General features: G+C 72.2%; 24 protein-coding genes. 13 read left to right on the forward strand and 11 right to left on the reverse strand.

The genetic code is table 11. The features are described from left to right. Positions 1-168: 168 nt before the first annotated feature. Positions 169-801 (reverse strand): DUF6230 family protein, encoded by a 633-nt coding sequence (locus tag ACGFQC_RS05220; protein WP_363090912.1) that lies wholly within the window; start codon positions 799-801, stop codon positions 169-171. Positions 802-1,449: 648 nt separating this feature from the next. Beyond that, a complete protein-coding gene (locus tag ACGFQC_RS05225) occupies positions 1,450-2,424 on the reverse strand; it encodes a tetratricopeptide repeat protein (protein ID WP_363090913.1) in 975 nt (324 codons plus the stop codon). A 223-nt stretch (positions 2,425-2,647) separates the two neighbouring features. Here ACGFQC_RS05225 and ACGFQC_RS05230 point away from each other — a divergent pair, with 223 nt between their 5' ends. Next, positions 2,648-3,289: a TetR/AcrR family transcriptional regulator gene (locus ACGFQC_RS05230; protein ID WP_363090914.1), complete on the forward strand. Its 642-nt coding sequence runs from the start codon at positions 2,648-2,650 to the stop codon at positions 3,287-3,289. 69 nt (positions 3,290-3,358) lie between these two features. Here ACGFQC_RS05230 and ACGFQC_RS05235 read toward each other — a convergent pair whose 3' ends face one another. The 5 genes from ACGFQC_RS05235 to ACGFQC_RS05255 form a co-directional block, all read right to left on the reverse strand. Beyond that, on the reverse strand, positions 3,359-5,059 hold the full coding sequence (locus ACGFQC_RS05235; protein ID WP_363090915.1) for a methylmalonyl-CoA mutase family protein: 1,701 nt from the start codon (positions 5,057-5,059) through the stop codon (positions 3,359-3,361). A 75-nt stretch (positions 5,060-5,134) separates the two neighbouring features. Further along, positions 5,135-5,473 carry a DUF3817 domain-containing protein gene (locus ACGFQC_RS05240; protein WP_363090916.1) on the reverse strand — a complete coding sequence of 113 codons (339 nt, stop codon included), beginning with the start codon at positions 5,471-5,473 and terminating at the stop codon, positions 5,135-5,137. Positions 5,474-5,541: 68 nt separating this feature from the next. Continuing rightward, positions 5,542-6,051, reverse strand: a complete 510-nt coding sequence (locus tag ACGFQC_RS05245; RefSeq protein ID WP_363090917.1) for a MarR family transcriptional regulator — start codon at positions 6,049-6,051, stop codon at positions 5,542-5,544. Between the two features lie 298 nt (positions 6,052-6,349). Continuing rightward, positions 6,350-6,652, reverse strand: a complete 303-nt coding sequence (locus ACGFQC_RS05250) for an MTH1187 family thiamine-binding protein (protein WP_363090918.1) — start codon at positions 6,650-6,652, stop codon at positions 6,350-6,352. Further along, positions 6,649-6,996 (reverse strand): DUF3817 domain-containing protein, encoded by a 348-nt coding sequence (locus ACGFQC_RS05255; protein ID WP_363090919.1) that lies wholly within the window; start codon positions 6,994-6,996, stop codon positions 6,649-6,651. The genes ACGFQC_RS05250 and ACGFQC_RS05255 overlap by 4 nt, the downstream gene beginning before the upstream one ends. Positions 6,997-7,260: 264 nt before the next feature. Between ACGFQC_RS05255 and ACGFQC_RS05260 the strand changes: the two genes are divergently transcribed. The 4 genes from ACGFQC_RS05260 (at position 7,261) to ACGFQC_RS05275 (ending at position 9,905) form a co-directional block, all read left to right on the forward strand. Continuing rightward, a complete protein-coding gene (locus tag ACGFQC_RS05260; RefSeq protein ID WP_363091045.1) occupies positions 7,261-7,893 on the forward strand; it encodes an AIM24 family protein in 633 nt (210 codons plus the stop codon). Between the two features lies 1 nt (position 7,894). Then, on the forward strand, positions 7,895-8,545 hold the full coding sequence (locus ACGFQC_RS05265; protein ID WP_363090920.1) for an AIM24 family protein: 651 nt from the start codon (positions 7,895-7,897) through the stop codon (positions 8,543-8,545). After that, positions 8,542-9,336, forward strand: a complete 795-nt coding sequence (locus ACGFQC_RS05270; protein ID WP_363090921.1) for an AIM24 family protein — start codon at positions 8,542-8,544, stop codon at positions 9,334-9,336. Before ACGFQC_RS05265 ends, ACGFQC_RS05270 begins: the two co-directional genes overlap by 4 nt. Before the next feature lie 92 nt (positions 9,337-9,428). Beyond that, entirely contained in the window at positions 9,429-9,905 is a 477-nt protein-coding gene (locus tag ACGFQC_RS05275; protein WP_363090922.1) for a MarR family transcriptional regulator, read from the forward strand. Positions 9,906-9,981: 76 nt separating this feature from the next. Here the strand turns inward: ACGFQC_RS05275 and ACGFQC_RS05280 are convergent, their stop codons facing one another. Next, the gene (locus tag ACGFQC_RS05280) at positions 9,982-11,427 is read right to left on the reverse strand and encodes a HAMP domain-containing sensor histidine kinase (protein WP_363090923.1); all 1,446 of its coding nucleotides are present in this window, start codon (positions 11,425-11,427) and stop codon (positions 9,982-9,984) included. Continuing rightward, a complete protein-coding gene (locus ACGFQC_RS05285; RefSeq protein ID WP_363090924.1) occupies positions 11,424-12,101 on the reverse strand; it encodes a response regulator transcription factor in 678 nt (225 codons plus the stop codon). The genes ACGFQC_RS05280 and ACGFQC_RS05285 overlap by 4 nt, the downstream gene beginning before the upstream one ends. 123 nt (positions 12,102-12,224) lie before the next feature. Between ACGFQC_RS05285 and ACGFQC_RS05290 the strand changes: the two genes are divergently transcribed. Beyond that, positions 12,225-12,851 (forward strand): PepSY domain-containing protein, encoded by a 627-nt coding sequence (locus ACGFQC_RS05290; protein WP_363090925.1) that lies wholly within the window; start codon positions 12,225-12,227, stop codon positions 12,849-12,851. 283 nt (positions 12,852-13,134) lie between these two features. On the opposite strand, the gene meaB is transcribed toward ACGFQC_RS05290, so the two are convergent. After that, entirely contained in the window at positions 13,135-14,094 is a 960-nt protein-coding gene (meaB, locus tag ACGFQC_RS05295) for a methylmalonyl Co-A mutase-associated GTPase MeaB (RefSeq protein ID WP_363090926.1), read from the reverse strand. 41 nt (positions 14,095-14,135) lie between these two features. Further along, complete coding sequence (locus ACGFQC_RS05300; protein ID WP_363090927.1) at positions 14,136-15,338, reverse strand: acetyl-CoA C-acetyltransferase; 1,203 nt, start codon at positions 15,336-15,338, stop codon at positions 14,136-14,138. 150 nt (positions 15,339-15,488) lie between these two features. Here ACGFQC_RS05300 and mce point away from each other — a divergent pair, with 150 nt between their 5' ends. The 7 genes from mce to ACGFQC_RS05335 all read left to right on the forward strand — a co-directional run bounded on the left by mce (position 15,489) and on the right by ACGFQC_RS05335 (position 25,305). Next, a complete protein-coding gene (gene mce, locus ACGFQC_RS05305) occupies positions 15,489-15,929 on the forward strand; it encodes a methylmalonyl-CoA epimerase (RefSeq protein WP_363090928.1) in 441 nt (146 codons plus the stop codon). 236 nt (positions 15,930-16,165) lie between these two features. Then, the gene (gene scy, locus ACGFQC_RS05310; protein ID WP_363090929.1) at positions 16,166-20,047 is read left to right on the forward strand and encodes a polarized growth protein Scy; all 3,882 of its coding nucleotides are present in this window, start codon (positions 16,166-16,168) and stop codon (positions 20,045-20,047) included. Positions 20,048-20,265: 218 nt separating this feature from the next. Further along, on the forward strand, positions 20,266-21,201 hold the full coding sequence (locus tag ACGFQC_RS05315) for a cellulose-binding protein (protein ID WP_363090930.1): 936 nt from the start codon (positions 20,266-20,268) through the stop codon (positions 21,199-21,201). A 117-nt stretch (positions 21,202-21,318) separates the two neighbouring features. Beyond that, positions 21,319-22,272, forward strand: a complete 954-nt coding sequence (locus tag ACGFQC_RS05320; RefSeq protein WP_363090931.1) for an ABC transporter ATP-binding protein — start codon at positions 21,319-21,321, stop codon at positions 22,270-22,272. A 1-nt stretch (position 22,273) separates the two neighbouring features. Beyond that, positions 22,274-23,044: an ABC transporter permease gene (locus ACGFQC_RS05325; protein WP_363090932.1), complete on the forward strand. Its 771-nt coding sequence runs from the start codon at positions 22,274-22,276 to the stop codon at positions 23,042-23,044. Positions 23,045-23,155: 111 nt separating this feature from the next. Next, positions 23,156-24,442: an ABC transporter ATP-binding protein gene (locus ACGFQC_RS05330; protein ID WP_363090933.1), complete on the forward strand. Its 1,287-nt coding sequence runs from the start codon at positions 23,156-23,158 to the stop codon at positions 24,440-24,442. Beyond that, entirely contained in the window at positions 24,439-25,305 is an 867-nt protein-coding gene (locus ACGFQC_RS05335) for an ABC transporter permease (RefSeq protein ID WP_363090934.1), read from the forward strand. The genes ACGFQC_RS05330 and ACGFQC_RS05335 overlap by 4 nt, the downstream gene beginning before the upstream one ends. The last annotated feature ends 4 nt before the right edge of the window (positions 25,306-25,309 follow it).

Raw genomic sequence — 25,309 nt, forward strand, 5'->3', positions numbered from 1 at the left:
GACTGGGGGCGGGGCGCCCGGGGAAACCCGGGCCCGGGGGGGGCGTGGGGGGGGGGGGGGGGCGGGGGGGGCCGGGGGGCGCGGGGGGGGGGGGGCGGCGGGCCGGGGGGGGGGGGGGAGACTGGACGGGCGGGGGCGCCACCGGCTCCCCCGCCCGTCAGGGAGTGCTTAGTAGCACTCCTTGACACCCGTCGACAGCGACATCTTCAGGCCGCTGAGCTTGAAGGTTCCGGCGGTGGTGGCCCACGCCGTCTGCTTCACGTCGGTCAGGACGGCCGACTCGGCCTCCTGCGCGAACCCGAACGGGTTCGCGGTGTCGCCGCTCTTGATGCCAGGACCCTTCTTCAGGTCCTTGGCGGCCACACCGATGTCGATGTTCTTGAACGTGGCGTCGGCCTCGAGCTCCTCGACGTCGATGAAGAGGTTCTCGGCCTGGACCGGGGTGTCGCCACCGCCGGCCTTCAGCGTGAGGCTGACCGAGCCGAGCAGCGGGATGTTCGGCGTGACCACGGACTGGCACATGTTCGTGATCGACGCGCTCTTGAACGCCGAGACGGCGACGGCGTGAGCCGTCTTCTTGCCGTCGAGGGTGTAGCCCGAGTCGATCGCGCCGTACTGCGAGAAGCCCGTACCGACGAGCTTGTCCGCGGTGACCTTGAACGACTGACCCGACACGCTGAACGACGCGGCGAGCGCACCCTGCGCGAGGGCGACGCCTATGCACGCCGTGGCGGCGACGCTGGGCACCATGACCACAGCGAACCGCTTCCATCTGGTCCCGCCACGCACCTGGGACTCCATATTTCCTCCTTCTCGGACGTACATCTCCTGGCCCTGACTAGCCCCCGAAGCGGCGGCTCAGCCGGGCAGGGATGGGAGAAGTGCTACGTCCTCGGGAAGGGGAGCGCCTGCACTCGGTGGCGCGAACAGCGCCCGAATCACCGGCGATCACCCCCGAGCGACAACCACTGGTCGCGCCTGACACGCATCACGCACAACCTTGCTGGACAGGCTTCACCGTGGCGAAGACCCCCCTGCCCAAGAGCCGACGGCACTGCTGCCGCCGTCTCTGCTCGGTGGGGACCCAGGAAAACCCGTTGACCCAACCGGCTGTCGGGGTACGGGAACGGACCGAGCGTGGCCGATCGTGGTGCATTCTCGGCGCCCGCACAAGGGGGTTCGTTACTCGCTAGTAACGGCCGGATAACCGAACAACGACCCACCGGTCTCGACCGGCGACGCTCGGTGGCAGCCATACCCAGGACAAAACTATTGATCGCTGGACAGAATCCGACAGAACAACGGCCCCGACTTACTGCCAGTAACAGCGGCCGCGATTACCAAGTTTTGGCAAAACGCGGCCGCTGCGGAACCGTGTCGACTGAACTTTCCCTGGGGCGCCACCGGTTCCGGCGTTTAGTGACTGGTCAGAACCGGGCGCCCGCCCCGCTAGAACAGGGCGCGCGCCAGCGCCCTGCGCGCCGCGGCCACCCGCGGGTCGTCGGGCCCGACCACCTCGAACAGCTCGAGCAGCCGCAGCCGCGCGGCGTCCCGCTCGTCACCCGCCGTGCGGGCCACGGTGTCGATCAACCGCCCGAAGGCGTCCTCGACGTGCCCGCCCACCAGATCGAGGTCGGCGGCGGCGATCTGCGCCCGCGCGTCACCCGGCTTGTCGGCGGCGTCCTTGCGCACCCGCTGCGGGTCCATCTCCTGCACCCGGTGCAGCAACTCGGCCTGCGCGAGGCCGAGTTTGGCCTCGGTGTTGCCGGGGTCGTCGGCCAGCACGTTCTGGTACGCGCGCACCGCCCCGCCGAAGTCCCCCGCGTCCAGCGCCTGTACGGCGGCCTCCAGCAGGGCGTCGTACGGGCCGGCCGGCGCCTCGGCGGGCTCCGCGCGCTCGCCGGGCCGGGCCTCGGGATCGACGGTGAGGCCGGTCAGGCCGAAGCGCTGCTCGGCGACCTGCACGAGCTGGTCGAGCGTCTGGCGGATCTGCGTCTCGTCGGCGGCCCCCTGGAAGAGCGGCAGCGCCTGCCCCGCGACGACGGCGAAGACGGCCGGGATGCCCTGCACCCCGAACTGCTGCATCAGCATCTGGTTGGCGTCGACGTCGATCTTGGCGAGCAGGAACCGCCCCTCGTACTCGACGGCGAGCCGCTCCAGCACCGGGCTGAGCTGCTTGCAGGGCTGGCACCACTCGGCCCAGAAGTCGATGACGACCGGGACCTCGGCGGACCGCTGGAGGACCTCCCGCTCGAACCCGGCCTCGTCGACGTCGATGACGAGGTCCGCGGGCGAGATCGCCCCCGTCCCGCCCTGCCGGGCGGCTTCGGCCCGAGCCTGCTCCGCCTTCGCCTTGGCCTCCTGGGCCGCCTTCACCGCGGCGAGGTCGACGACTCCGCTCATGGACATGTTCCGTGGCTGCATGCGTCTATCCTCCCCCGTCCGCGCGTGTGCGTGAAAAGCGATCGGAAATAAGCACCGGGGTCCCCACCCCGAGCCGTCCGGCCGCGGCTCGCGTACGTCCGTTCGCGAGCTTTCGCTACGAGTCGTAGCGTAATACCGCGGGGGTCCTTCCCGCCGCCCCGTCCCGGTGATCTCCCTCACGACCGCACGGAACCGGCCGGACGGGGCCGGATAAGGTCGGAGGATGCAGAGCCGCACGCCAGCCGGCCGTACCGGACGCCCGCGCAGCGCCGCCGCTGACACCGCGATCCTGTCCGCGACCCGGCAGGCGCTGGTCGAACTCGGCTGGTCCAAGCTCACGCTGGGGGACGTGGCGGCCCGGGCCGGGGTGGCCAAGACGACGCTCTACCGCCGCTGGTCCGGCAAGAACGAACTGGTCGTGGACGCGGTCGCGGAACTCTTCGGCGAGCTCGAACTCCCCGACCGGGGCAGTCTGGCCGCCGACATCGAGGGCGTGGTCCTGCAGTTCGCGGCGATCCTCGCCCGCCCGGAGGCCAGGAACGGCCTGATGGCGGTGGTCGCGGAGTCCACCCGCGACGACGCCCTGCGCGAACGCGTCCGCGCGTCCATCGTCGACCCCCAGAAGGACCTGGTCCTGGAGGGCCGGGCCCGCGCGCGGACCAGGGGGGAACTCCCGCCGGAGACGGACCCGGCGGAAGCGGCCCGCACGATCGACCTGATCTTCGACGTGGTCGCGGGCGCGGTGGTCCACCGCACCCTGGTCAGCGCGGAACCGGCGGACGAGGAGTGGGTGGGGGACTTCACCCGACTGCTGCTGCACGGCCTGGCGGGATCCCCGCCCGGGGCCGGCCCGTCCGGCGTCTGAGGACGGGAAGGGGGCGGGCGGCGAGGAGAAACCCCGGCCGCCCGTCCCCGGGCCCGCCCAGAACTCCGCTCAGAACCCCGCGGGCTCCGTGTACACCCCCCACTCCTCCCGCAGCACCCCGCAGATCTCCCCCAGCGTCGCCTCCGCCCGCACCGCGTCCAGCATCGGCCCGATCATGTTGGACCCGTCCCGCGCGGCCGCCAGCATGGCGTCCAGCGCGGCCCGCACGGCCGGCTCGTCACGGACGGCCCGGCGGGCGCCCAGCGTCCGCACCTGCTCCCGCTCCACCTCGTGACTGACCCGCAGGATCTCCAGGTCCCCGGTCACCGATCCGGTGTGCGCGTTGACGCCGACGACCCGCTTCTCGCCCTTCTCCAGCGCCTGCTGGTACCGGAACGCGGACTCCGCGATCTCCCCGGTGAACCAGCCGTCCTCGATGCCCCGCAGGATCCCGGACGTGACGGGCCCGATCGGGTGCTTCCCGTCGGGATGCGCCCGCAGCCCCCGCTCCTTGATCCGCTCGAAGATCTTCTCGGCGTCGGCCTCGATGCGGTCGGTGAGCTGCTCGACGTACCAGGAACCGCCCAGGGGGTCCGCGACGTTGACGACGCCGGTCTCCTCCATCAGCACCTGCTGGGTGCGCAGCGCGATCTCGGCCGCCTGCTCCGAGGGCAGCGCGAGGGTCTCGTCCAGGGCGTTGGTGTGCAGCGAGTTGGTGCCCCCGAGCACGGCGGCGAGCGCCTCCACGGCCGTGCGCACCACGTTGTTGTACGGCTGCTGGGCGGTCAGGGAGACACCGGCGGTCTGCGTGTGGAACCGCAGCCACTGCGCCTTCTCGGACGTGGCCCCGTAGACGTCGCGCATCCACCTGGCCCAGATCCTGCGCGCGGCGCGGAACTTGGCGATCTCCTCGAAGAAGTCGAGGTGCGCGTCGAAGAAGAAGGACAGGCCGGGGGCGAACACGTCGACGTCCAGCCCGCGGCTGAGCCCCAGTTCGACGTACCCGAAGCCGTCCGCCAGCGTGTACGCCAGCTCCTGCGCGGCCGTCGAGCCGGCCTCGCGGATGTGGTAGCCGGAGACGGAGAGCGGCTTGTAGTCGGGGATGCCGGCGGCGCAGTACTCCATGAGGTCGCCGATCAGGCGCAGGTGGGGCTCGGGCTGGAAGAGCCACTCCTTCTGCGCGATGTACTCCTTGAAGATGTCGGTCTGCAGGGTGCCGTTGAGGACGGCCGGGTCGACGCCCTGCCGTTCGGCGGCGACGAGGTACATGCAGAAGACCGGCACGGCCGGTCCGCTGATGGTCATCGAGGTGGTGACGTCCCCGAGGGGGATGTCCTTGAACAGCACCTCCATGTCGGCCGCGGAGTCGATGGCGACCCCGCAGTGCCCGACCTCGCCGAGCGAGCGCGGGTCGTCGGAGTCGCGGCCCATCAGCGTCGGCATGTCGAAGGCGACGGAGAGGCCCCCGCCGCCGTTGGCGAGGATCATCTTGTAGCGCTCGTTGGTCTGCTCGGCGTTCCCGAACCCGGCGAACTGCCGGATGGTCCAGGTGCGCCCCCGGTAGCCGGTCGGGTACAGCCCGCGGGTGTACGGGTACTCCCCGGGCCAGCCGATCCGCTCGAAGCCCTCGTAGGCGTCCCCGGGCCGGGGCCCGTACACCGGCTCCACGGGATCGCCGGAGAGCGTGGTGAAGTCTGCGTCGCGCTTGCGCGCGGCGTCGTACCGGGCCTGCCAGCGTCGGCGGCCCTCCTCGATGGCGTCAGCGTCCATACGATCGAATTTACTAGGACGTCCTAGTAAATGTCGATGGGAGACCGCCGTACACCTGCGTACGGCGGTGCGGGGTTACGCCTCGGCGGTCTCCGGCGCTTCCTCGGCGGCCTTGGTCTCCAGCTCGCGCGTGACGTTCCGCTCCACGAAGAACGCGGCCGTCGGGACGGTCCCGGCGAGCAGCACCCAGAGCTGCTTGCGGACCGGCCACCTGGCCTTGGAGCCCAGGTCGAAGGCGAAGACGAGGTAGACGACGTAGAGCCAGCCGTGGGCGATGGAGACGACCCGGGTGGCGTCCGCGGCACCGTCCAGGTCCAGGACGTATTTGCCGATCATGCACAGGCACAGCAGGACCAGGAGCACACCGGTGACATAGGCCATGACGCGGTAGCGGGTCAGCACGCTCTTCTTCATGCCGTCGAGCGTAACCAGGCGTTCCGGGCGATCTCTCCCCGGGTCGCCCCACCCTGCCGCCCCGCGGTTCACCCCTCGTCGAAGTCGTGTGCCGCCACGCGGAGGGGGCGCAGCATCGCGAAGATCTCCCCGCACTCCTCGGCGTCGTACACGCCGAGGCCGAAGTCCATGGCCATCAGGTCGCGGGTGGCCGCCTCGACGACCTCACGGCCCTTGTCGGTGATGGTGGCGAGGGTGCCGCGGCCGTCGTTGGGGTTGGGGCGCTTGGCGACGAGGCCGGATCTCACCAGGCGGTCGACGGTGTTCGTCACGGAGGTGGGGTGCACCTGGAGCCGCTCGCCGATCTTCGACATCGTCAGCTCCCCCTCCTTGGAGAAGGTGAGCAGCACCAGGGCCTCGTAGCGGGCGAAGGTCAGCCCGTACGGCTTGACCACCGCGTCGACCTCGGCGAGGAGGATCTGGTGGGCGCGCATGATCGAGGTGATCGCGGCCATGGACGGCACGTTTCCCCAGCGCTGCTTCCAGAGCTCGTCGGCGCGGGCGATGGGGTCGAAGGAAAGGCTGGACGGCTTCGGCACGGCACCAGACCCTACCCGTCGGTCATATCGCGGTCAGCCCCGTCTCGGCCTTCGGTCCACCGGGGCCGTACCGGGTCGGGTCGGGCCGCGTCGGGCCGGGTGGCGACTCGGGCTGCCGGTGGGCGTGCCGGAGGAACCGGGACCAGTGGCCCAGCGGGCGGTGCGGCAGCATCCGCGGCGGGCGTCGGGCAGACGCCGCGGCGGGCGTCGGGCAAGCGCCGCGGCGGGCGTCGGGCAAGCGCCGCGGCGGGCGTCGGGCAAGCGCCGGGGCCGGCCCCGGCGGGCCGGCCCGTCGCCGCTACTCGCCCCGCCGGGCGAGATGCTTCTCGACGGTCTCCACCTTCGACGTCAGGCCGTCCGTCACGCCGGGGCGGATGTCGGCCTTGAGGACCAGGGAGACGCGCGGCGCCCGTGCCTCGACCGCGGCGACGGCCCGCTTGACGACGTCCATGACCTCGTCCCACTCACCCTCGATGGAGGTGAACATGGCATCGGTGCGGTTCGGCAGGCCGGACTCGCGGACCACCCGGACGGCGTCGGCGACGTACTCCCCGACGTCCTCGCCGACACCGAGCGGGGTGACGGAGAAGGCGACGATCACGACGCCTTCACCACGCCTTCGCGCCGGGCGCGGGAGGCGATGACCGCGTCCTCGGCCTCGCGGCGGAGCCTGCGCTCGGCGAAGAAGCCGCCGGCCGGCAGGACCGAGAGGACGAAGTAGAGGGCGGCGGTGCGCAGGGGCCACTTGGCGCGGTTCCAGGCGTCCGCCCAGAAGATCACGTACAGCACGAACAGCAGACCGTGGAGCGCGCCCATCACCGGCACCGCGTTGAAGTCCGTGGTGCGCTTGAGCACCGAGCAGACGAGCAGCAGCAGGAACGAGACCGCCTCGGGCCCGGAGACCAGGCGGAGTCGGCGGAGGGCGGAGGCTGTCTTGAGGTCCACGGGTCACCTTCGGTGGGAGATGCGGTGCTGATCCGGTCGTTTGTGAACGCACGCACAAGCGTGCGCCCATTGTGACAAACGGGCGTGGCGGCGAGCCGGGCGGGGTGCGGTGGATGCCGGGCGGCGCCCGGTCACGGCCGACGGTCCCCGAGGCCCGTGAACGGCCGATCGCGCCGGACAGCCCCTAAGGGTCCATTCAGGGACGATCTCCACCCGAAGGCCCTGTCGGCGCGACGCCCCAGGGGCTACCTTCGCAGCGTGGCGATGTTTCGACTCCAAGGCAGCAGGGTGCTCGCCGTCGACATGACCGGGGACGCCGTCAAGGCGAAGAACGGCTCGATGGTCGCGTACGACGGGCAGATGGCCTTCAAGAAGATGAGCGGCGGCGGCGAGGGGCTGCGGGGGATGGTGACCCGGCGCCTCACCGGCGAGCAGATGACCGTGATGGAGGTGCGGGGGCAGGGGACCTGCTGGTTCGCGGACCGCGCCTCCGAGATCAACCTCGTGAGCCTCCAGGGGGACAAGCTGTACGTGGAGTCGAGCAATCTGCTCGCGACGGACGCGGGGCTGAGGACGGGCACGTCCTTCACCGGCCTGCGCGGCGCCTCGCAGGGCAACGGGCTGTTCACGACGACCGTCGAGGGACACGGCCAGGCGGCGATCACCTCGGACGGTCCGGCGGTGGTGCTCCGGGTGAGCCCGCAGTTCCCGCTGACCGTGGACCCGGGGGCCTATGTCGCCCACCAGGGAAACGTCCGGCAGTCCTTCCAGTCCGGTGTGACGTTCCGCACCCTGATGGGCGAGGGCGGCGGCGAGGCCTTCCAGATCCGCTTCGAGGGGGACGGCCTGGTGTACGTCCAGCCCAGCGAGCGGAACACGATCGCGGGGGACGTGTGACATGTCCTTCCGTGAGATCAACTCCAAGATGGTCGAGGCGACCGTGGCGCCCGGCCGGCGCCTGTTCAGTCAGCGCGGCGCGATGCTCGCGTACAAGGGCGAGGTGTCCTTCACCCCGAACACGCAGGGCGGTCAGGGCGGCGTGATGTCGATGATCGGCCGCCGCCTGGCGAACGAGGACACGCCCCTGATGTCCGTCGAGGGCAGCGGCACGGTCCTGTTCGGACACGGTGGCCACCACGTCCAGATCATCCACCTCACCGGCGAGACGCTCTGCGTCGAGGCGGACCGCCTCCTCGCCTTCGAGGGCACCCTGCAGCAGGGCACCATGTTCCTGGGCTCCCAGGGCGGCGTCATGGGCATGGTCCGCGGGCAGGTCAGCGGCCAGGGCCTGTTCACCACGACGCTGGCGGGCCACGGCTCGGTCGCCGTGATGGCCCACGGCGGCGTCTTCGAGGTCCCCATCACCCCCCAGCGCCCGGTCCACGTCGACCCGCAGGCCTACGTCGCCCACCACGGCGACGTGCGCAACAAGCTGTCGACCGCCCTCGGCTGGCGGGACATGGTGGGCCGCGGTTCCGGAGAGGCGTTCCAGCTGGAGCTGAGCGGCAGCGGCACCGTATACGTCCAGGCGTCCGAGGAGAAGCTGTGACCACCTACCCGGGCGCCGGCCCCGCCGTCCTCGACCCCATGACCCTGCCGGCCGACGACAACGTGAACGCGTACACCTTCTGCGTGGAGTTGAAGGGGAGCCAGTGGTTCCTGCAGAAGGGGAAGATGATCGCCTACTACGGCTCGATCGACTTCAACGGCGTCGGGCACGGCCGGCTGGACCGCCTGGTGCGCACGTCGTTCCATTCGCCTCTGCACGCGAGCGACTGGGTCGTGGCGGAGGGCTCGGGCAAGATGCTCCTCGCCGACCGGGCCTTCGACGTGAACTCGTACGACCTCGAAGACGGCAACCTGACCATTCGCTCGGGCAATCTGCTCGCTTTTCAGCCAACTCTCGCACTCAAGCAGTCGATCGTTCCGGGTTTTCTGACGCTGATCGGAACCGGCAAGTTCGTCGCCGCATCTAACGGCCCGGTGGTGTTCATGGAACCCCCGATCCGGGTGGACCCGCAGGCGCTCGTCGGCTGGGCCGACTGCCCGTCCCCGTGCCATCACTACGACCACGGGTACATGACGGGCGTGATGGGCGGCCTACGTGCGCTGACGGGCCTGGGCGGGGCTTCCGGGGAGGAGCACCAGTTCGAGTTCGTGGGCGCCGGCACGGTGCTGCTCCAGTCCACCGAGACCCTCATGGCCGAGCAGGCCACGGGAGCGGTTCCGTCCGAGCCGGGGGTGCCCGGCGGCGGTGGGCCGGGCGGCTTCGGAGGTCAAGCGGGCGCACCGCGCCTTCCCGGACAGCTGGGGGACCTCCAGCGTCGCTTCGGGCTGTGAGCGGTAGTCTGCGGAGTGTGACGTCGAACGCGTGCGCACTGTCACACCACCCTTACTAGTTCGCCTTTCAACATTTTAGGTAGACTTCATTTATGGAGACCGACACGGCCACGCGCTGGCTGACCGAAGCGGAGCAGTGCGCCTGGCGCACCCACCTGGAGGTCAACAGGCTGTTGACGTACCAGCTTGAAAAGGATCTTCAGCCGTTCGGACTGACCATGAACGACTACGAGATCCTGGTGAATCTGTCCGAGTCGGAGGACGTCCGGATGCGGATGAGCGACCTCGCGTCCGCCACCCTCCAGTCCAAGAGCCGGCTCTCGCACCAGATCACCCGCATGGAGAACGCCGACCTGGTGCGCCGTGAGAACTGCGAGTCCGACCGCCGAGGTCTGTTCGCGGTCCTCACCGAGCACGGCATGGAGACGATGCGGAAGGTGGCACCCCACCATGTGGCCTCCGTGCGGCGGCACTTCATCGACCTGCTCTCCCCCGATGCCCTGGCGGAAGTCGACAAGGCCCTGACGCCCGTCGCGGACCACCTCCGCGAGCAGCGGGGACGCCCCTGAGCGGGCCTGATCCACCCGAAGGACCCGGGGCGTCTTCCGAAGGTCCCGCCTGCCCTCCGGGCAGACGACGCCGCTTTCACCACACGCCCCGGACGGCCGGAAGGCGGAGCTCGAACAGGGCTCCGCCCTCCGGCGTCCCGCGGACCGTGAGGGTGCCGCCGTGGCGTACGGCCACGTCGCGGGCGATGGCAAGCCCGAGACCGGCCCCGCCGTCGTCGCGGCTGCGGGCCGCGTCGAGCCGGACGAACCGCTCGAAGACCCGCTCCCGGTCCGCCTCCGGCACCCCGTCCCCGTCGTCGGCGACCGCGACGACGGCCCACCGACCCTCCCACCGCACGGTCACCGTGACCTCCTCGCGGGCGTGCCGCCCGGCGTTGTCGAGCAGGTTGGCCAGCACCCGCCGCAACTGCCCCCGCGATCCGGACACGTTCACCGGCTCCGCGTCCACGGCCACTCGGGCCCGGCCGGCCGACTCCTCCCGCGCCAGCTCCGCCAGGTCCACCCGCGCGTCCGTGGGCCGCTCCCCCGCGTCCAGCCGGGCCAGCAGCAGCAGGTCGGCGGCCAGCCGCTGGAGCCGTACGGTGTCCTCGACGGCGCCCGGGACGTCCAGCAACCCGGGGTGCGCGGCCCCCACTTCGAGCTGGGTGCGCAACGAGGCGATGGGGCTGCGCAGTTCGTGGGAGGCGTCGGCGACGAAGCGGCGCTGCCGCTCCACGGCGGTCTCCAGCGCGGCCAGCGTCTCGTTCGTCGTGCGGGCGAGCCGGGCGACCTCGTCGTGGGTGTCCGGTTCGGGCACCCGGCGGGCCAGGTCCGCCGACGCGGTGATCGCGGCCATCTCGCGCCGGATGCCCTCGACCGGTCGCAGCGCGCGCCGGGTCGTCAGCCAGGTCACGCCCGCGACGACGGCCAGCAGCAGCGGAAAGCCGGTCAGCATGACGGTGAGCGCGGTGCGGACGGCGGTGCGCTCGGTGGACAGGGGCGCGCCCGCGTACACGGTGAGGGTGCCGCGGTCCTGCGTCTCGACCTCCACGGCGGCGAAGCGGTAGTCGGCCTCCTCGCCGTCCACGGTGGCGGAGCCGTCGCCGTAGGAGACGTCCTCGGCGATCTCGCCGGGCGGAAGGGCGGAGGTCCTGGCGGCGGCACCGGCGGAGTCGTCGTCCCCGTCCCGGTCTCCCTCCCCGCCGCCCCGGCCGGTGGCGGGGTCCGCCGCCGGGCGCACCGCGTCCGTGTCCGTCCCGCTGATCCGCTCCAGGTGCTCACTGGCCGCGACCAGGACGCCGTCCTCGGTGACGACCTGGACGGGCCGGTCGTCGTCGAGGGACAGCTCGCCGTAGGGCTGTCCGGCGGCCAGTTCGGCGGCGACCCCGCGCGCGGTGCGCTCCGCCAGGGCGCCCGCCCTGCCGCTCAGGTCGGCCCGCAGCGACAGCAGGACGGCCGTCCCGGCGGCGAGCAGCGCCACGGCGACCACGAGCGTGGCGCCCAGCGTGGCGCGGGCCCGGACCGACCCCAGGCGGCGCCTCACCGGCCCGCCCCCGCCCGCTCCAGCCGGTACCCGGCGCCGCGGACCGTGCGGATGAGCCCGGCGCCCAGCTTGCGGCGCAGCGCGCTGACGTACACCTCGACGATGTTGGGGTCGCCGTCGTAGGCGAAGTCCCAGACGTGGTCGAGGATGTCGGCCTTCGACACCACCTCGCCGGCCCGCACCACCAGCTGCTCCAGGACGGCGAACTCCTTGGCGGTGAGCGCCGTCTCGGCTCCGCGCAGGAACACCCGGCGGGCCGCGGTGTCCACCCTCAGTTCGCCGAGGACGTGCACCGGGGACGCGCCGCCGCCCTGACTCCGGCGCCGCAACAGGGCCTTCACGCGGGCCACGAGGACGACGTACGAGAACGGCTTGGTGAGGTAGTCGTCGGCCCCCGTGTCCAGGCCCTCCGCCTCGTCGTACTCGCCGTCCTTGGCGGTGAGCATGAGGATCGGGACGTCGTTGCCGGCGGCGCGCAGGGCGGAGCAGACCCGGTAGCCGTTCATGCCGGGCAGCATGATGTCGAGGACGAGCAGGTCGTACGGCGACCCGCTCGCGCGGTGCAGCCCTTCCAGCCCGTCGTGGACCACGTCCACGGCGAAGCCCTCCGCGGTCAGGCCCTTGGCGAGGGAGAGGGCGAGGCGCTTCTCGTCCTCGACGATCAACAGACGCATGCGGACCAGGGTCGCAAACCGAAGCTGAAGCGGTCTTCAGGTTGCTTCAGCGTGCCTTCAGGTGCGCGGGGGCAAGGTGGTCACCGTCGAGACCGAAGCAGCACCACAGCGGGAGGAAACCCCATGAAGCGCAAGCTCGTCATCGCCGCCGTCGTCGCGTCCGCCGCGATCGGCGGGGGCACCGCGGCCGCCTTCGCGGACGACGACGCACGGGCGGCGGCGGACGCGCCGACCTCGCGGACGGCGCCGAAGGCACCGGGGCCCACCGAGGTGACCGCGGCCGAGGCGATCACGGCGGCGCTGGAGTCCCGGCCGGGTACGGCCGTCTCCGCCGAGCTCGGGACGGAGGCCGGGGACGACGACCGGGGCTGGGAGGTGCGGATCCTGGGCACCGGCACGGCCTCGTACGACGTCCTCGTCGACCCGGCCACCGGCCGCGTCCTCGGCACGCGCGCCGCCGAAGACGAGGCGGACGACGTACGCGAGGCCCGTGCCCTGCTCGAGGGCGCCGGTGTGACCGCCGCCGAGGCCGCGGAGAGCGCCGCCGCGAAGGGCTTCGTCACCTCGGTCGACCTGGAGGACGACGGCGCGGGCGCCTGGGAGGCGGAGACCGGCGGCTCGTCGGCGAAGGAGCGCGACTGGAACGTCGGCCTGAAGGACGGCAAGCTCACGGCGGACCGCCAGGACGACCGGGCGGGCGCCGACGACGACGCCGACGACGCTGACGACGACACCGGCGCCGACGACTGACGTCCGACGGCCCGGTGGGCCCCTGCCCGCCCCGGGCGGAGCGGCCGCCGGGCGGGCGCGCGCCCGGGCTCCGGCGGGCGCGGCGGACGCACCGGGCACGACCGGCCGGGCTCCAGGGCGTCAAGTCGCGGCGCCGGGCACGGCCGGACGGCGGGCGGGGCGGTCGCGGGCGGCAGGGCGTGCCGGGGAGCCCCGGCGGTCGTCGAGGAACGCGCGCGGTGGCGTCAGGAGCACGGCCGGGGTACCGCGGAGGCCGGAGGGCCCGGCCGGCCGCCGGAGCGCCTCACCGCCCCTGGGTCAGTCCCGTCACCAGCTCGTCCGCCGCCCGGTACGGGTCCAGTTCGCCGGCGACGATCCGCTCCGCGAGGGCGCTGAGCCGGCGGTCGCCGTGCAGGTCGCCGATGCGCTCGCGCAGGGCGGTCACGGCGATCGTCTCCACCTCGCGGGCCGCGCGGGCCCGGCGGCGCTCGGCGAGGACGCCGTGCTCCTCCATCCACGCGCGGTGCTTCTCCAGCGCCTCGACGACCTCGTCGACGCCCTCGGCGCGGGCGGCGACCGTCTTCACGATCGGCGGGCGCCAGTCGCCGGGGGCGCGGGACTCACCGAGGCCCAGCATGTGGTTCAGCTCGCGGGCGGTGGCGTCGGCCCCGTCGCGGTCGGCCTTGTTGACGACGTACACGTCGCCGATCTCCAGGATTCCCGCCTTGGCGGCCTGGATGCCGTCGCCCATGCCGGGAGCCAGCAGGACCACGCTGGTGTCGGCCTGGGAGGCGATCTCGACCTCGGACTGGCCGACGCCGACCGTCTCCACCAGGATCACCTCGCAGCCCGCCGCGTCGAGCACCCGGATGGCCTGCGGGGCCGCCCAGGCCAGGCCGCCGAGGTGCCCGCGGGTGGCCATGGAGCGGATGTAGACGCCGGGGTCGGAGGCGTGCTCCGACATCCGGACCCGGTCGCCGAGCAGGGCGCCGCCGGAGAAGGGGGAGGACGGGTCGACGGCCAGGACGCCGACCCGTCTGCCCTGCTTGCGGTACGCCGTGACCAGCGCGGAGGTGGACGTCGACTTGCCGACGCCGGGCGAGCCGGTCAGGCCCACCACGTAGGCGTTGCCGGTCAGCGGGGCCAGTGCCGCCATGACCTCCCTGAGCTGCGGCGACGCCCCCTCCACCAGGGAGATCAGCCGGGCCACGGCCCGGGGCCGGCCTTCCCTGGCCTGGGCGACCAGCGAGGAGACGTCCTGCATCACAGCTCCGTTCGGGTGACGACGTACGACGTACAGGGAACTCAGGCCTTGGGTACCCGCACGATCAGTGCGTCACCCTGGCCGCCGCCGCCGCACAGCGCGGCCGCGCCGATGCCGCCGCCCCGCCGCTTCAGCTCCAGGGCCAGGTGCAGCACGAGCCGGGCGCCGGACATGCCGATGGGGTGGCCGAGGGCGATGGCGCCGCCGTTGACGTTCACCTTCTCGGTCGACACCCCGAGGTCCTTCATCGACTGCACCGCCACGGCGGCGAAGGCCTCGTTGATCTCGACGAGGTCGAGGTCGGAGACCTCCAGGCCGTCCTTCCTCAGGGCGTGCAGGATGGCGTTGGACGGCTGCGACTGGAGCGAGTTGTCCGGGCCGGCCACATTGCCGTGGGCGCCGATCTCGGCGATCCACTCCAGGCCCAGCTCCTGCGCCTTGGCCTTGCTCATCACGACCACGGCCGCGGCGCCGTCGGAGATCTGCGAGGCGGAACCGGCGGTGATGGTGCCGTCCTTGGTGAAGGCGGGGCGCAGCTTGCCGAGCGACTCGGCGGTGGTCTCGGGGCGGATGCCCTCGTCCTTGCTGAAGACGACCGGATCACCCTTGCGCTGCGGGATCTCCACCGGCGTGATCTCGGCGTCGAACAGGCCGTTCTTCTGCGCGGCGGCGGCCCGCTGGTGGGACAGGGCGGCGATCTCGTCCTGCTCGGGGCGGGCGATGCCGAGGCGCGTGTTGTGCTTCTCGGTGGACTCGCCCATGGCGATGTTCTCGAAGGCGTCGGTCAGCCCGTCGTGCGCCATCGCGTCGAGCATCTCGATGGCCCCGTACTTGAAGCCCTCGCGGGACTTCGGCAGCAGGTGGGGGGCGTTGGTCATGGACTCCTGGCCGCCCGCGACGACGATGTCGAACTCGCCCGCGCGGATCAGCTGGTCGGCCAGCGCGATGGCGTCGAGGCCCGACAGGCACACCTTGTTGACGGTGAGCGCCGGGACGTTCATCGGGATGCCGGCCTTGACCGCGGCCTGCCGGGCCGGGATCTGGCCCGCGCCGGCCTGGAGCACCTGGCCCATGATCACGTACTGCACCTGGTCGCCGCCGATCCCCGCACGGTCGAGGGCGGCCTTGATCGCGAAGCCGCCGAGGTCGGCTCCGGAGAAGGACTTCAGCGAGCCCAGCAACCGTCCCATGGGCGTCCGGGCGCCCGCGACGATCACCGAGGTCGTGCTGTTGGTTCCAGTCATGAGCTGCGATCCCCTTACCGGCCTTGCACGGGCCGAGGAGTGAACGAGGGTTTACTTCGAATGTACTGACCGGCACTTCACCCGTCATCGGGCCGTCGGTGTGATCGCGCGCACGTTGCGTAACCACCTCCGTCGCGTTGCACTGACAGCATGCTGACGCGAATCGACCACATCGGGATCGCCTGCCACGACCTCGACGCCACCGTCGAGTTCTACCGGGCGACGTACGGCTTCGAGGTGTTCCACTCCGAGATCAACGAGGAGCAGGGCGTCCGCGAGGCCATGCTCAAGATCAACGATACGTCCGACGGCGGCGCCTCGTACCTCCAGCTCCTGGAACCGACCCGGGAGGACTCCACCGTCGCCAAGTGGCTCGCCAAGAACGGCGAGGGCGTCCACCACATCGCTTTCGGTACGGCGGACGTCGACGCGGACTCCGCGGACATCCGCGACAAGGGCGTACGCGTGCTGTACGAAGAGCCCCGACGCGGTTCCATGGGGTCACGAATCACCTTCCTTCACCCGAAGGATTGCCACGGAGTCCTGACAGAACTGGTCACATCGGCCGCCGTTGAGTCACCTGAGCACTGACCCCCGTACATATGGGCCGGTAGGGTTGGGGTCGGTCGCCGCTCCAGCCAGGGCGACCGGTGTCCTGCCGTCATGTCGGCAGGACCCGTCCGGGGTCCGGGTTTCGGGGGACGAGCGTCGGGGCGGCAGCCCGTGCTCCGCCGTTGATCTGACACCATTCCCCGGGGGCCCCGTCCGGCGGATGGACGGGGCTCGTACGGAGAAGCTTGCGACCAGGGGACGGATGGGACCGCGCAGTGCGGGGCTACGAGAGCCAGGAGCGGGATCCGGCGGCTGACGTCGACCACCTCACTCGGTTCGAAGCCGAGATGAAGCGGCTGAAGACCGAGCGGGAAAAGGCGATCCAGCACGCCGAGGACCTCGGCTACCAGGTCGAGGTGCTGCGCGCCAAGTTGCACGAGGCGCGGCGCACCATCATGTCCCGGCCCTCCTTCGACGGCGGGGACCTCGGCTATCAGGCCGAACAGTTGCTGCGCAACGCGCAGATGCAGGCCGACCAGCTGCGCGCGGACGCCGAGCGGGAGCTGAGTCAGGCCCGCTCGCAGACCCAGCGCATCCTCCAGGAGCACGCCGAACAGGCGGCCCGGCTCCAGGCGGAGCTGCACCAGGAGGCGGTCGCCCGGCGCCAGCAGCTCGACCAGGAGCTGGCCGAGCGCCGGCAGACCGTCGAGTCGCACGTCAACGAGAACGTGGCGTGGGCCGAGCAGCTGCGGGCCCGCACCGAGGCCCAGGCCCGCCGCCTCCTGGAGGAGTCGCGCGCCGAGGCCGAGCAGGCCATGGCGGCCGCGCGCGCCGAGGCCGAGCGGGTGACCGCGGAGGCCCGTCAGCGGCTCCAGAGCGAGGCCGAGTCGGCCCGTGCCGAGGCCGAGCAACTGCTGCGCCGCGCCCGCACGGACGCCGAGCGTCTGCTGAACGCCGCCTCCACCCAGGCCCAGGAGGCCACCGAGCACGCCGAGGCGCTGCGCAGCTCCACGGCCACCGAGTCCGACGCGGCCCGCCGCCGGGCGACCGAGCTGAGCCGGACCGCCGAACAGCGCATGACCGAGGCGGAGGAGGCGCTGCGCAAGGCGCAGTCCGAGGCCGAGAAGGTCCTCGCGGAGGCCAGGGCCGCCGCCGAGAAGACCCTCGCCGGCGCCGAGTCGGCCAACGAGCAGCGCACCCGTACGGCGAAGGAGCAGGTCGCCCGGCTGGTCGGCGAGGCCACCAAGGAGGCCGAGGCCACCAGGGCGGACGCCGAGCAGCTCGTCGCCGACGCCCGCGCCGAGGCCGAGAAGCTCCTCGCCGAGGCCGCAGAGAAGGCCCGCACGCTCACCGCCGAGGAGAGCGCCACCCAGCTGTCGAAGGCGGCCAAGACCGCCGAGGACGTCCTCAACAAGGCGCAGGAGGACGCGCAGCGCACCACGAGGGCCGCCGCCGAGGAGGCCGAGCGGATCCGCCGGGAGGCGGAGACCGAGGCCGACCGGCTGCGCGCCGAGGCGCACGACATCGCCGAGGAGCTCAAGGGCGCGGCGAAGGACGACACCAAGGAGTACCGGGCCAGGACGGTCGAGCTCCAGGAGGAGGCCCGCCGGCTGCGCGGCGAGGCCGAGCAGTTGCGTGCCGACGCGGTCGCCGAGGGCGAGAAGATCCGCGCGGAGGCCCGCAAGGAGGCCGTCCAGCAGATCGAGGAGGCGGCCAGGACCGCCGAGGAACTGCTGGCGAAGGCCCGTCAGGACGCCGACGAGCTGCGCCAGAAGGCCACCGCGGACAGCGAGAAGGTCCGCACGGAGGCCATCGAGCGGGCCGCCACGCTGCGCCGGCAGGCCGAGGACACCCTGGAGCGCACCCGCAAGGAGGCCGAACGGCACCGCGCCGAGGCCGCCGAACAGGCCGAGGGCATCACGGCCGACGCCGAGCGGGCCGCGCTCGCCCTGCGCGAGGAGGCCGAGCGCGCCGTCGAGGCGCGGCAGGCGGAGGCCACCGAGGAACTGACCCGGCTGCACACCGAGGCGGAGACCCGGCTCACCGCCGCCGAGGAGGCGCTCGGCGACGCCCGCGAGGCGGCCGCGCGGATCCGCCGCGAGGCCGCAGAGGAGACCGAACGACTGCGCGGCGAGGCCGCCGAGCGGATCCGTACGCTCCAGCAGCAGGCCGAGACCGAGGCCGAGCGGCTGCGCACCGAGGCCGCCGCGGACGCGTCCGCCTCGCGGGCCGAGGGCGAGTCCGTCGCCGTACGGCTGCGGTCGGAGGCCGCCGCGGAGGCGGAGCGGCTGCGCACCGAGGCCCAGGAGACCGCCGACCGGATGCGCGCGGAGGCGCAGGCCGCCGCCGAGCGGCTGGCCACCGAGGCGTCCGAGACGCTGGCCGCCGCCCAGGAGGAGGCCACCCGGCGCCGCCGCGAGGCCGAGGACTACCTCGGCGCCGCCCGCCAGGAGGCCGACCAGGAGCGGGAGCGGGCCCGCGAGCAGAGCGAGGAGCTGCTCGCGTCGGCGCGCAAGCGCGTGGAGGACGCCCAGGCCGAGGCCGTACGGCTGGTGGAGGAGGCCGACCGGCGGGCCACCGAGACGGTGTCGGCGGCCGAGCAGCACGCGCAGCAGGTACGGGACTCCGTGGCCGGGCTGCACGAGCAGGCGCAGGACGAGATCGCCGGGCTGCGGTCGGCCGCCGAGCACGCGGCGGACCGCACCCGCCGGGAGGCCGAGGAGGAGGCGGACCGGGTCCGCGCCGACGCCTACTCCGAGCGGGAGCGGGCCGCGGAGGACGCGGGCCGGCTGCGGCGCGAGGCGAGCGAGGAGTCGGAGGCCGCCCGCGCGCTGGCCGAGCGGACCGTCGGCGACGCCGTCGCGGAGGCCGAGCGGCTGCGTTCGGAGGCGTCCGCGCACGCCCAGCGGGTACGCACGGAGGCCTCGGACACCATCGCGCAGGCCGAGCAGGACGCGTCGCGCACCCGGGCGGACGCCCGTGACGACGCCAACCGCATCCGGTCGGACGCGGCGACGCAGGCCGACACCCTCATCACGGAGGCCCGTTCCGAGGCCGAGCGGCTCCAGACGGAGACCATCGCCGAGGCCGAGCGGCTCCAGTCGGAGACGGCCGCGGAGGCCGAGCGGCTGCGCGCCGAGTCGGTGGCGAAGGCGGAGAAGCTCATCGCGGACGCCTCCGGCGACGCGGAGCGGCTGCGCGCCGAGGCCGCCGAGACGGTGGGTTCCGCGCGGCAGCACGCCGAGCGGGTGCGTACCGAGGCCGAGCGGGTCAAGCGGGAGGCGGCGGCGGAGGCCGACCGCATGCTGAGCGTGGCCCGCGACGAGGCGGACTCGACGCTCGACGAGGCCCGCAAGGAGGCCAACAAGCGGCGTTCCGAGGCCGCCGAGCAGGTCGACACGCTCATCACGGAGACCGCCGCCGAGGCGGACAAGCTGCTCACCGAGGCGCAGCAGCAGGCGCTGAAGACCACCGCGGAGGCGGAGGCGCAGGCGGACACGATGGTCGGCGCGGCCCGTTCCGAGGCCGAGCGGCTCGTCTCCGAGGCGACGGTCGAGGGCAACTCGCGGGTGGAGAAGGCCCGTACGGACGCGGACGAGCTGCTCGTCGGCGCCCGCCGGGACGCGACCGCCATCAGGGAACGGGCGGAGGAACTGCGCGACCGCGTCACCTCCGAGATCGAGGAGCTGCACGAGCGGGCCCGCCGCGAGGCCGCCGAGACGATGCGGTCGACCGGCGACCGCTGCGACGCGCTCATCAAGGCGGCCGAGGAGCAGCTCGGCAAGGCTCAGGCGAAGGCCAAGGAGCTGGTGTCGGAGGCGAACTCGGAGGCCGGCAAGGTCCGGATCGCCGCCGTGAAGAAGGCCGAGGGCCTGCTCAAGGAGGCCGAGCAGAAGAAGGCCACGCTGATCCGCGAGGCCGAGGAGCTGAAGGCCGAGGCGATCCGCGAGGCCCGGCGCACGGTCGAGGAGGGCAAGCGCGAGCTGGAGGTCCTGGTGCGGCGGCGCGAGGACATCAACGCCGAGATCTCGCGCGTCCAGGACGTGCTGGAGGCGCTGGAGTCCTTCGAGGCCCCGCCGGGGAACAAGGACGGCGGCGTCAAGGCGGGTGCGACGGTGGGCGCTCCCCGGTCGGGCGGCAAGCCTTCGGATCGCTAGGGCCTGTCGTTCGGATCGTGCCGGACAGGTCCTGGCCGAGCGGGGGCGTTGCGTCGGAGTCTGGGGCATTTGCCCCGGTCTTGCGCAAGGCCCCTGCCGCTTAGCCACCCAAAAGGGGTCTCATTCTCCGTATCAAACGCGCATCCGCTCGATGACACACCGCTTCGGCCCCTAGGATTCCCCCTATCACCTCACCGGTCTCATTCGACAGGAACCCCATGAGCGACACTTCCCCCTACGGCTTCGAGCTTGTGCGGCGTGGGTACGACCGCGCTCAGGTGGACGAACGCATCTCGAAGCTCGTCTCCGACCGTGACAGCGCTCTGGCCCGTATCACTGCTCTGGAAAAGCGCATCGAGGAGCTCCACCTCGAGACGCAGAACGCCCAGTCCCAGGTGAACGACGCCGAGCCGTCGTACGCCGGTCTCGGCGCGCGTGTCGAGAAGATCCTCCGCCTCGCGGAGGAGGAGGCCAAGGATCTGCGCGAGGAGGCCCGTCGCGCGGCCGAGCAGCACCGTGAGCTGGCCGAGTCGGCGGCCCAGCAGGTCCGCAACGACGCGGAGTCGTTCGCCGCGGAGCGCAAGGCCAAGGCCGAGGACGAGGGCGTCCGGGTCATCGAGAAGGCCAAGAGCGAAGCCCAGCAGCTGCGTTCCGAGGCCCAGAGGGACGCGCAGTCCAAGCGCGAGGAGGCCGACGCCCTCTTCGAGGAGACCCGCGCCAAGGCCGCGCAGGCCGCCGCCGACTTCGAGACGAACCTCGCCAAGCGCCGCGAGCAGTCCGAGCGCGACCTGGCGTCGCGTCAGCAGAAGGCGGAGAAGCGCCTCGCGGAGATCGAGCACCGCGCGGAGCAGCTGCGGCTGGAGGCGGAGAAGCTGCGCACGGACGCCGAGCGCCGGGCCCGTCAGACCGTCGAGACGGCGCAGCGCCAGGCCGAGGACATCGTGGCCGACGCGAACGCCAAGGCGGACCGCATCCGTTCGGAATCGGAGCGCGAGCTGGCGGCTCTCACCAACCGCCGCGACTCGATCAACGCCCAGCTGACGAACGTGCGCGAGATGCTCGCCACCCTCACGGGCGCCGCGGTGGCCGCGGCGAGCTCCCCGGCCGAGGACGAGCCGATCTCCCGCGGTGTGCCGGCGCAGCAGACGCGGTAGTCGCCGAAGGTGACGAGGGGCGGTGGGGCCTGTTCCCACCGCCTCTTTCACGTCGGCTTCGGCCGCCGTTCGCCCGCCGGGTTGGCACCGGCCCCGCACCGGCCCTAGCGTGGCCGCATGATCGAGCTCGAGGGGCTGACCAAGCGGTACGGCGAGAAGGTGGCGGTCAACAACCTGACCTTCACCGTCAGACCGGGCATCGTCACGGGCTTCCTCGGTCCGAACGGTGCCGGGAAGTCCACCACCATGCGGATGATGCTCGGCCTCGACCGGCCGACCGCCGGGGACGTCCGCATCGACGGGCAGCGCTACGACCGGCTCAGGGACCCGCTGAAGTACATCGGCGCTCTGCTCGACGCCAAGGCCGTGCACGGCGGGCGCAGCGCCTTCAACCACCTGCTGTGCCTGGCCCAGAGCAACGGCATCCCCACCACCCGGGTGCACGAGGTGCTGGAGACCGTCGGTCTGACGTCGGTGGCGAGGAAGAAGGCCAAGGGGTTCTCGCTGGGCATGGGGCAGCGGCTGGGCATCGCGGGCGCGCTGCTCGGCGATCCGCGGATCCTGATGTTCGACGAGCCGGTCAACGGTCTCGACCCCGAGGGCATCCACTGGATCCGCAACCTGATGAAGTCGCTCGCCGCGCAGGGCCGTACGGTGTTCGTCTCCTCCCATCTGATGAGCGAGATGGCGCTGACCGCCGACCACCTCGTCGTCATCGGCCAGGGCCGGCTGCTCGCCGACACCTCGATGGCCGACTTCATCGCCCAGAACTCGCGGTCGTACGTCCGCATCCGCACCCCGCAGCGGGAGCGGCTGCTGGACGTGCTGCACGGGGCCGGGATCACCGTCGTGGAGACCGGCGGCGAGGTGCTGGAGGTGGACGGGGACAAGTCGGAGCGGATCGGTGAGCTGGCCGCGCAGCACCAGCTCGTGCTGCACGAGCTGAGCCCCCAGCGGGCCTCCCTGGAGGAGGCGTTCATGCAGCTGACCGCGGAGTCGGTCGAGTACCACGCGCACAGCGGCGACCCCGCGGAGGGGCAGCCGTGGGGCGACGGATGGAGGAAGGACTGAGATGGCGGCGACCCAGGTCATCCGTTCGGAGTGGACGAAGATCCGTTCCGTGGCGTCCACCGTCTGGACGCTGTCCCTCGCCGTGGTGGTCACCATCGCCCTCGGCATGCTGATCTCCGCGCTGTCGAGCAATCAGTTCGACGACATGAGCCGGGGCGACCGGCTCTCCTTCGACCCGACGTTCATCAGCTTCGCCGGGATGAGTCTCGGCCAGCTCGCGATGATCGTGTTCGGGGTGCTCGTGGTGTCCAACGAGTACAGCACGGGCATGATCCGCACCTCGCTGGCAGCGGTGCCGCAGCGGGGCACCTTCCTGTTCGGCAAGATCGCGGTGGCGACCGGGCTCGCGCTCGTCGTGGGGATGGTGACCAGCTTCGCCGCGTTCTTCCTCGGGCAGGCCATGCTCGGCGACCTCAAGGCGTCGATCGGTGACAGCGGCGTGCTGCGGGCGGTGCTCGGCGGCGGTCTCTACATGACGCTGATCGCGGTGTTCTCGATGGGCGTGGCCGTGATGCTGCGCTCGCCGATGCTGTCGCTGGGCATCCTGATGCCGTTCTTCTTCCTGATCTCGAACATCCTGGGCAACGTCGACGCGACGAAGAAGATCGGCCAGTACCTGCCCGACCAGGCCGGCAGCAGGATCATGCAGGTGGTCACCCCGCTCGACGACGACACCCCCTACGGCCCCTGGGGCGGACTGGCCATCATGGCGGCCTGGGTGGTGGCGGCGCTCGCGGGCGGGTACCTGCTGCTGAAGAAACGCGATGCGTGAAGCTTTGGGCTTTGCTTTGAGGTGAGCGGAACCGTCAGCGCCTCGATATCCTCCTAAGCCTTACGGGGGGCACGTGCCCCGCTGTCCTGAACCTGTCGATGGGTGCGGAGCATGATCGAAGCAGTCGGCCTGACCAAGCGCTACGGCGACAAGACCGCTGTGTACAACCTTTCCTTCCAGGTACGGCCCGGCGCCGTCACCGGCTTCCTCGGGCCCAACGGCTCGGGCAAGTCGACGACGATGCGCATGATCCTCGGCCTGGACAATCCGACCGCGGGCTCGGTGACGATCGGCGGCTACCCCTACCGCAAGCTGCCGAACGCCCCCCGCCAGGTGGGCGCCCTGCTGGACGCCAAGGCCGTGCACGGCGGCCGGCACGCCCGCAACCACCTGCTGAGCCTGGCCCAGCTCTCCGGCATCCCGGCCCGGCGCGTGGACGAGGTGCTCGGGGTGGTCGGGCTCCAGGACGTGGCGCGCAAGCGCTCCAAGGGCTTCTCCCTCGGCATGGGCCAGCGGCTCGGCATCGCCGCCGCGCTGCTCGGCGACCCCCAGGTGCTGCTGTTCGACGAGCCGGTCAACGGCCTCGACCCCGAGGGCATCCTCTGGGTGCGCAACCTGATGAGGTCGCTCGCCGCGGAGGGCCGTACGGTCTTCGTCTCCTCGCACCTGATGAGCGAGATGGCCCTGACCGCCGACCACCTGATCGTCATCGGGCGCGGGCAGCTCCTCGCCGACATGAGCGTGACCGACTTCATCTCGGCCAACTCCGCGGACTTCGCGCGCGTGCGCACCCCGCACACCGAGCCGCAGCAGCGCGAGAAGCTCGCCGGCGCGCTCACCGAGGCGGGCGGCCACGTCCTGCCCGAGCAGGACGGCGCGCTGCGCGTGACCGGCCTGCCGCTCCCCCGCATCAGCGACATCGCCCACGACACCGACGTACGCCTGTGGGAGCTGTCGCCGCACCAGGCCTCGCTGGAGGAGGCCTACATGCGGATGACGCAGGGGGCCGTCGACTACCGGTCGACCACCGACCAGAAGGCCGGGCTCCAGCAGCCGCTGCCGCCGGGCGCCCAGCCCCCGATGCCGGTGCCCGGCCAGGGCCAGCCCGGCTGGTACGCCCCGCCGCACCCGCAGCAGGGTTACGCGCCCCCGCAGCCCCCGCCGGGCGCCGCTCCGGGCCCGTACGGCGCCGGGGCACCGGGCATGCCCAACCCGTACGCCCGGCCGGCCCCGTCGGCGGCCCCCGCACCGGCACCCGCGCCCGCCGCGCAGCCGCCGGCCGCACAGCCGGCCGCCGCACCGGCACCCGCGGCCCCGGCCGCCGCTCCGCAGGCGTCGGAGCAGCCCGCCGTCGCGCCGCAGGCATCCGCCCCGACCACGACCGAGGACGCCCGATGAGCACGCCCCAGACCCCGGCCCCGCAGGCCGCGCCCGCCTGGCAGGCGGCGCCCGGCCCCTCGTACCCCGGCTACACCTCGCCGATCCCCGTCGTGCGCACGCATCTCGGGCACGCCGTCGCCTCGGAGTGGACGAAGATCCGGTCGGTGCGCTCCACGATGTGGACGCTGGGCGTGTTCGTCCTGCTGGTCGTCGGCGTCGGGCTGCTCACCGCGGCGTTCGTCGCCGCGAACTCGGACGGTGCCCTGAAGGGCGAGAACCCGCTGTCCTTCGGCTTCTTCGGGCTGCTCCTGGGCAGCATCTGCGTCATCACCCTCGGCGTGATGACGACCGCCTCGGAGTACGGCACCGGCATGATCCGCACGACGATGGTGGCCTGCCCGTCGCGCGGCCGCGTGCTCGGCGCCAAGGCCGTCGTGTTCTTCCTGGTCGCTTTCGTCGTGACGCTGGTGTCGTCCCTCGTCGTCGCGCTGGTGGACGTGGCCCTGCTGACGGAGGCCCGGGACCCCTCCACGTCGGAATGGCTGAAGGGCACCGTCGGCGTCTCCCTCTACATCGCGCTGCTCGGCCTGCTCTCGCTGGCGGTGGGCTCGGTCATCCGGCACTCGGCGGGCGCCATCACCATCATGATCGGCCTCGTCCTGGCGCCCCTGGTGATCGCGCTGTTCATGGTCACGTCCTCGCTGGAGGACCTGCGCGACGCCCTGTTCGAGTACTCGATCCCGAACCAGCTCAGCGTGTTCTACTCCACCTCGCTGACCACCACCGGGCCGTCGGGCTGGGACCCGCTGTGGATCGCGCTCGGCGTGACGGCCGCGGCCCTCGGCGGCGCCTTCGCCCTGCTGGAGAAGCGCGACGTCTGATCCG

This window comes from Streptomyces sp. NPDC048734 (genome assembly GCF_043198675.1).
Lineage (GTDB): Bacteria > Actinomycetota > Actinomycetes > Streptomycetales > Streptomycetaceae > Streptomyces.

Excerpts from the sequence above, each read along its gene's own strand:
- ACGFQC_RS05315 (WP_363090930.1), top strand. The coding sequence starts at position 20,266 with ATGAGCGACACTTCCCCCTACGGCTTCGAGCTTGTGCGGCGTGGGTAC.
- ACGFQC_RS05335 (WP_363090934.1), top strand. The coding sequence starts at position 24,439 with ATGAGCACGCCCCAGACCCCGGCCCCGCAGGCCGCGCCCGCCTGGCAG.
- ACGFQC_RS05325 (WP_363090932.1), top strand. The coding sequence starts at position 22,274 with ATGGCGGCGACCCAGGTCATCCGTTCGGAGTGGACGAAGATCCGTTCC.
- ACGFQC_RS05330 (WP_363090933.1), top strand. The coding sequence starts at position 23,156 with ATGATCGAAGCAGTCGGCCTGACCAAGCGCTACGGCGACAAGACCGCT.
- ACGFQC_RS05300 (WP_363090927.1), bottom strand. The coding sequence starts at position 15,338 with ATGACTGGAACCAACAGCACGACCTCGGTGATCGTCGCGGGCGCCCGG.
- ACGFQC_RS05240 (WP_363090916.1), bottom strand. The coding sequence starts at position 5,473 with ATGAAGAAGAGCGTGCTGACCCGCTACCGCGTCATGGCCTATGTCACC.
- ACGFQC_RS05290 (WP_363090925.1), top strand. The coding sequence starts at position 12,225 with ATGAAGCGCAAGCTCGTCATCGCCGCCGTCGTCGCGTCCGCCGCGATC.
- ACGFQC_RS05265 (WP_363090920.1), top strand. The coding sequence starts at position 7,895 with ATGTCCTTCCGTGAGATCAACTCCAAGATGGTCGAGGCGACCGTGGCG.
- meaB (WP_363090926.1), bottom strand. The coding sequence starts at position 14,094 with ATGCAGGACGTCTCCTCGCTGGTCGCCCAGGCCAGGGAAGGCCGGCCC.
- ACGFQC_RS05225 (WP_363090913.1), bottom strand. The coding sequence starts at position 2,424 with ATGCAGCCACGGAACATGTCCATGAGCGGAGTCGTCGACCTCGCCGCG.
- mce (WP_363090928.1), top strand. The coding sequence starts at position 15,489 with ATGCTGACGCGAATCGACCACATCGGGATCGCCTGCCACGACCTCGAC.
- ACGFQC_RS05275 (WP_363090922.1), top strand. The coding sequence starts at position 9,429 with ATGGAGACCGACACGGCCACGCGCTGGCTGACCGAAGCGGAGCAGTGC.
- ACGFQC_RS05230 (WP_363090914.1), top strand. The coding sequence starts at position 2,648 with ATGCAGAGCCGCACGCCAGCCGGCCGTACCGGACGCCCGCGCAGCGCC.
- ACGFQC_RS05260 (WP_363091045.1), top strand. The coding sequence starts at position 7,261 with ATGTTTCGACTCCAAGGCAGCAGGGTGCTCGCCGTCGACATGACCGGG.
- ACGFQC_RS05235 (WP_363090915.1), bottom strand. The coding sequence starts at position 5,059 with ATGGACGCTGACGCCATCGAGGAGGGCCGCCGACGCTGGCAGGCCCGG.
- ACGFQC_RS05220 (WP_363090912.1), bottom strand. The coding sequence starts at position 801 with ATGGAGTCCCAGGTGCGTGGCGGGACCAGATGGAAGCGGTTCGCTGTG.
- ACGFQC_RS05320 (WP_363090931.1), top strand. The coding sequence starts at position 21,319 with ATGATCGAGCTCGAGGGGCTGACCAAGCGGTACGGCGAGAAGGTGGCG.
- ACGFQC_RS05285 (WP_363090924.1), bottom strand. The coding sequence starts at position 12,101 with ATGCGTCTGTTGATCGTCGAGGACGAGAAGCGCCTCGCCCTCTCCCTC.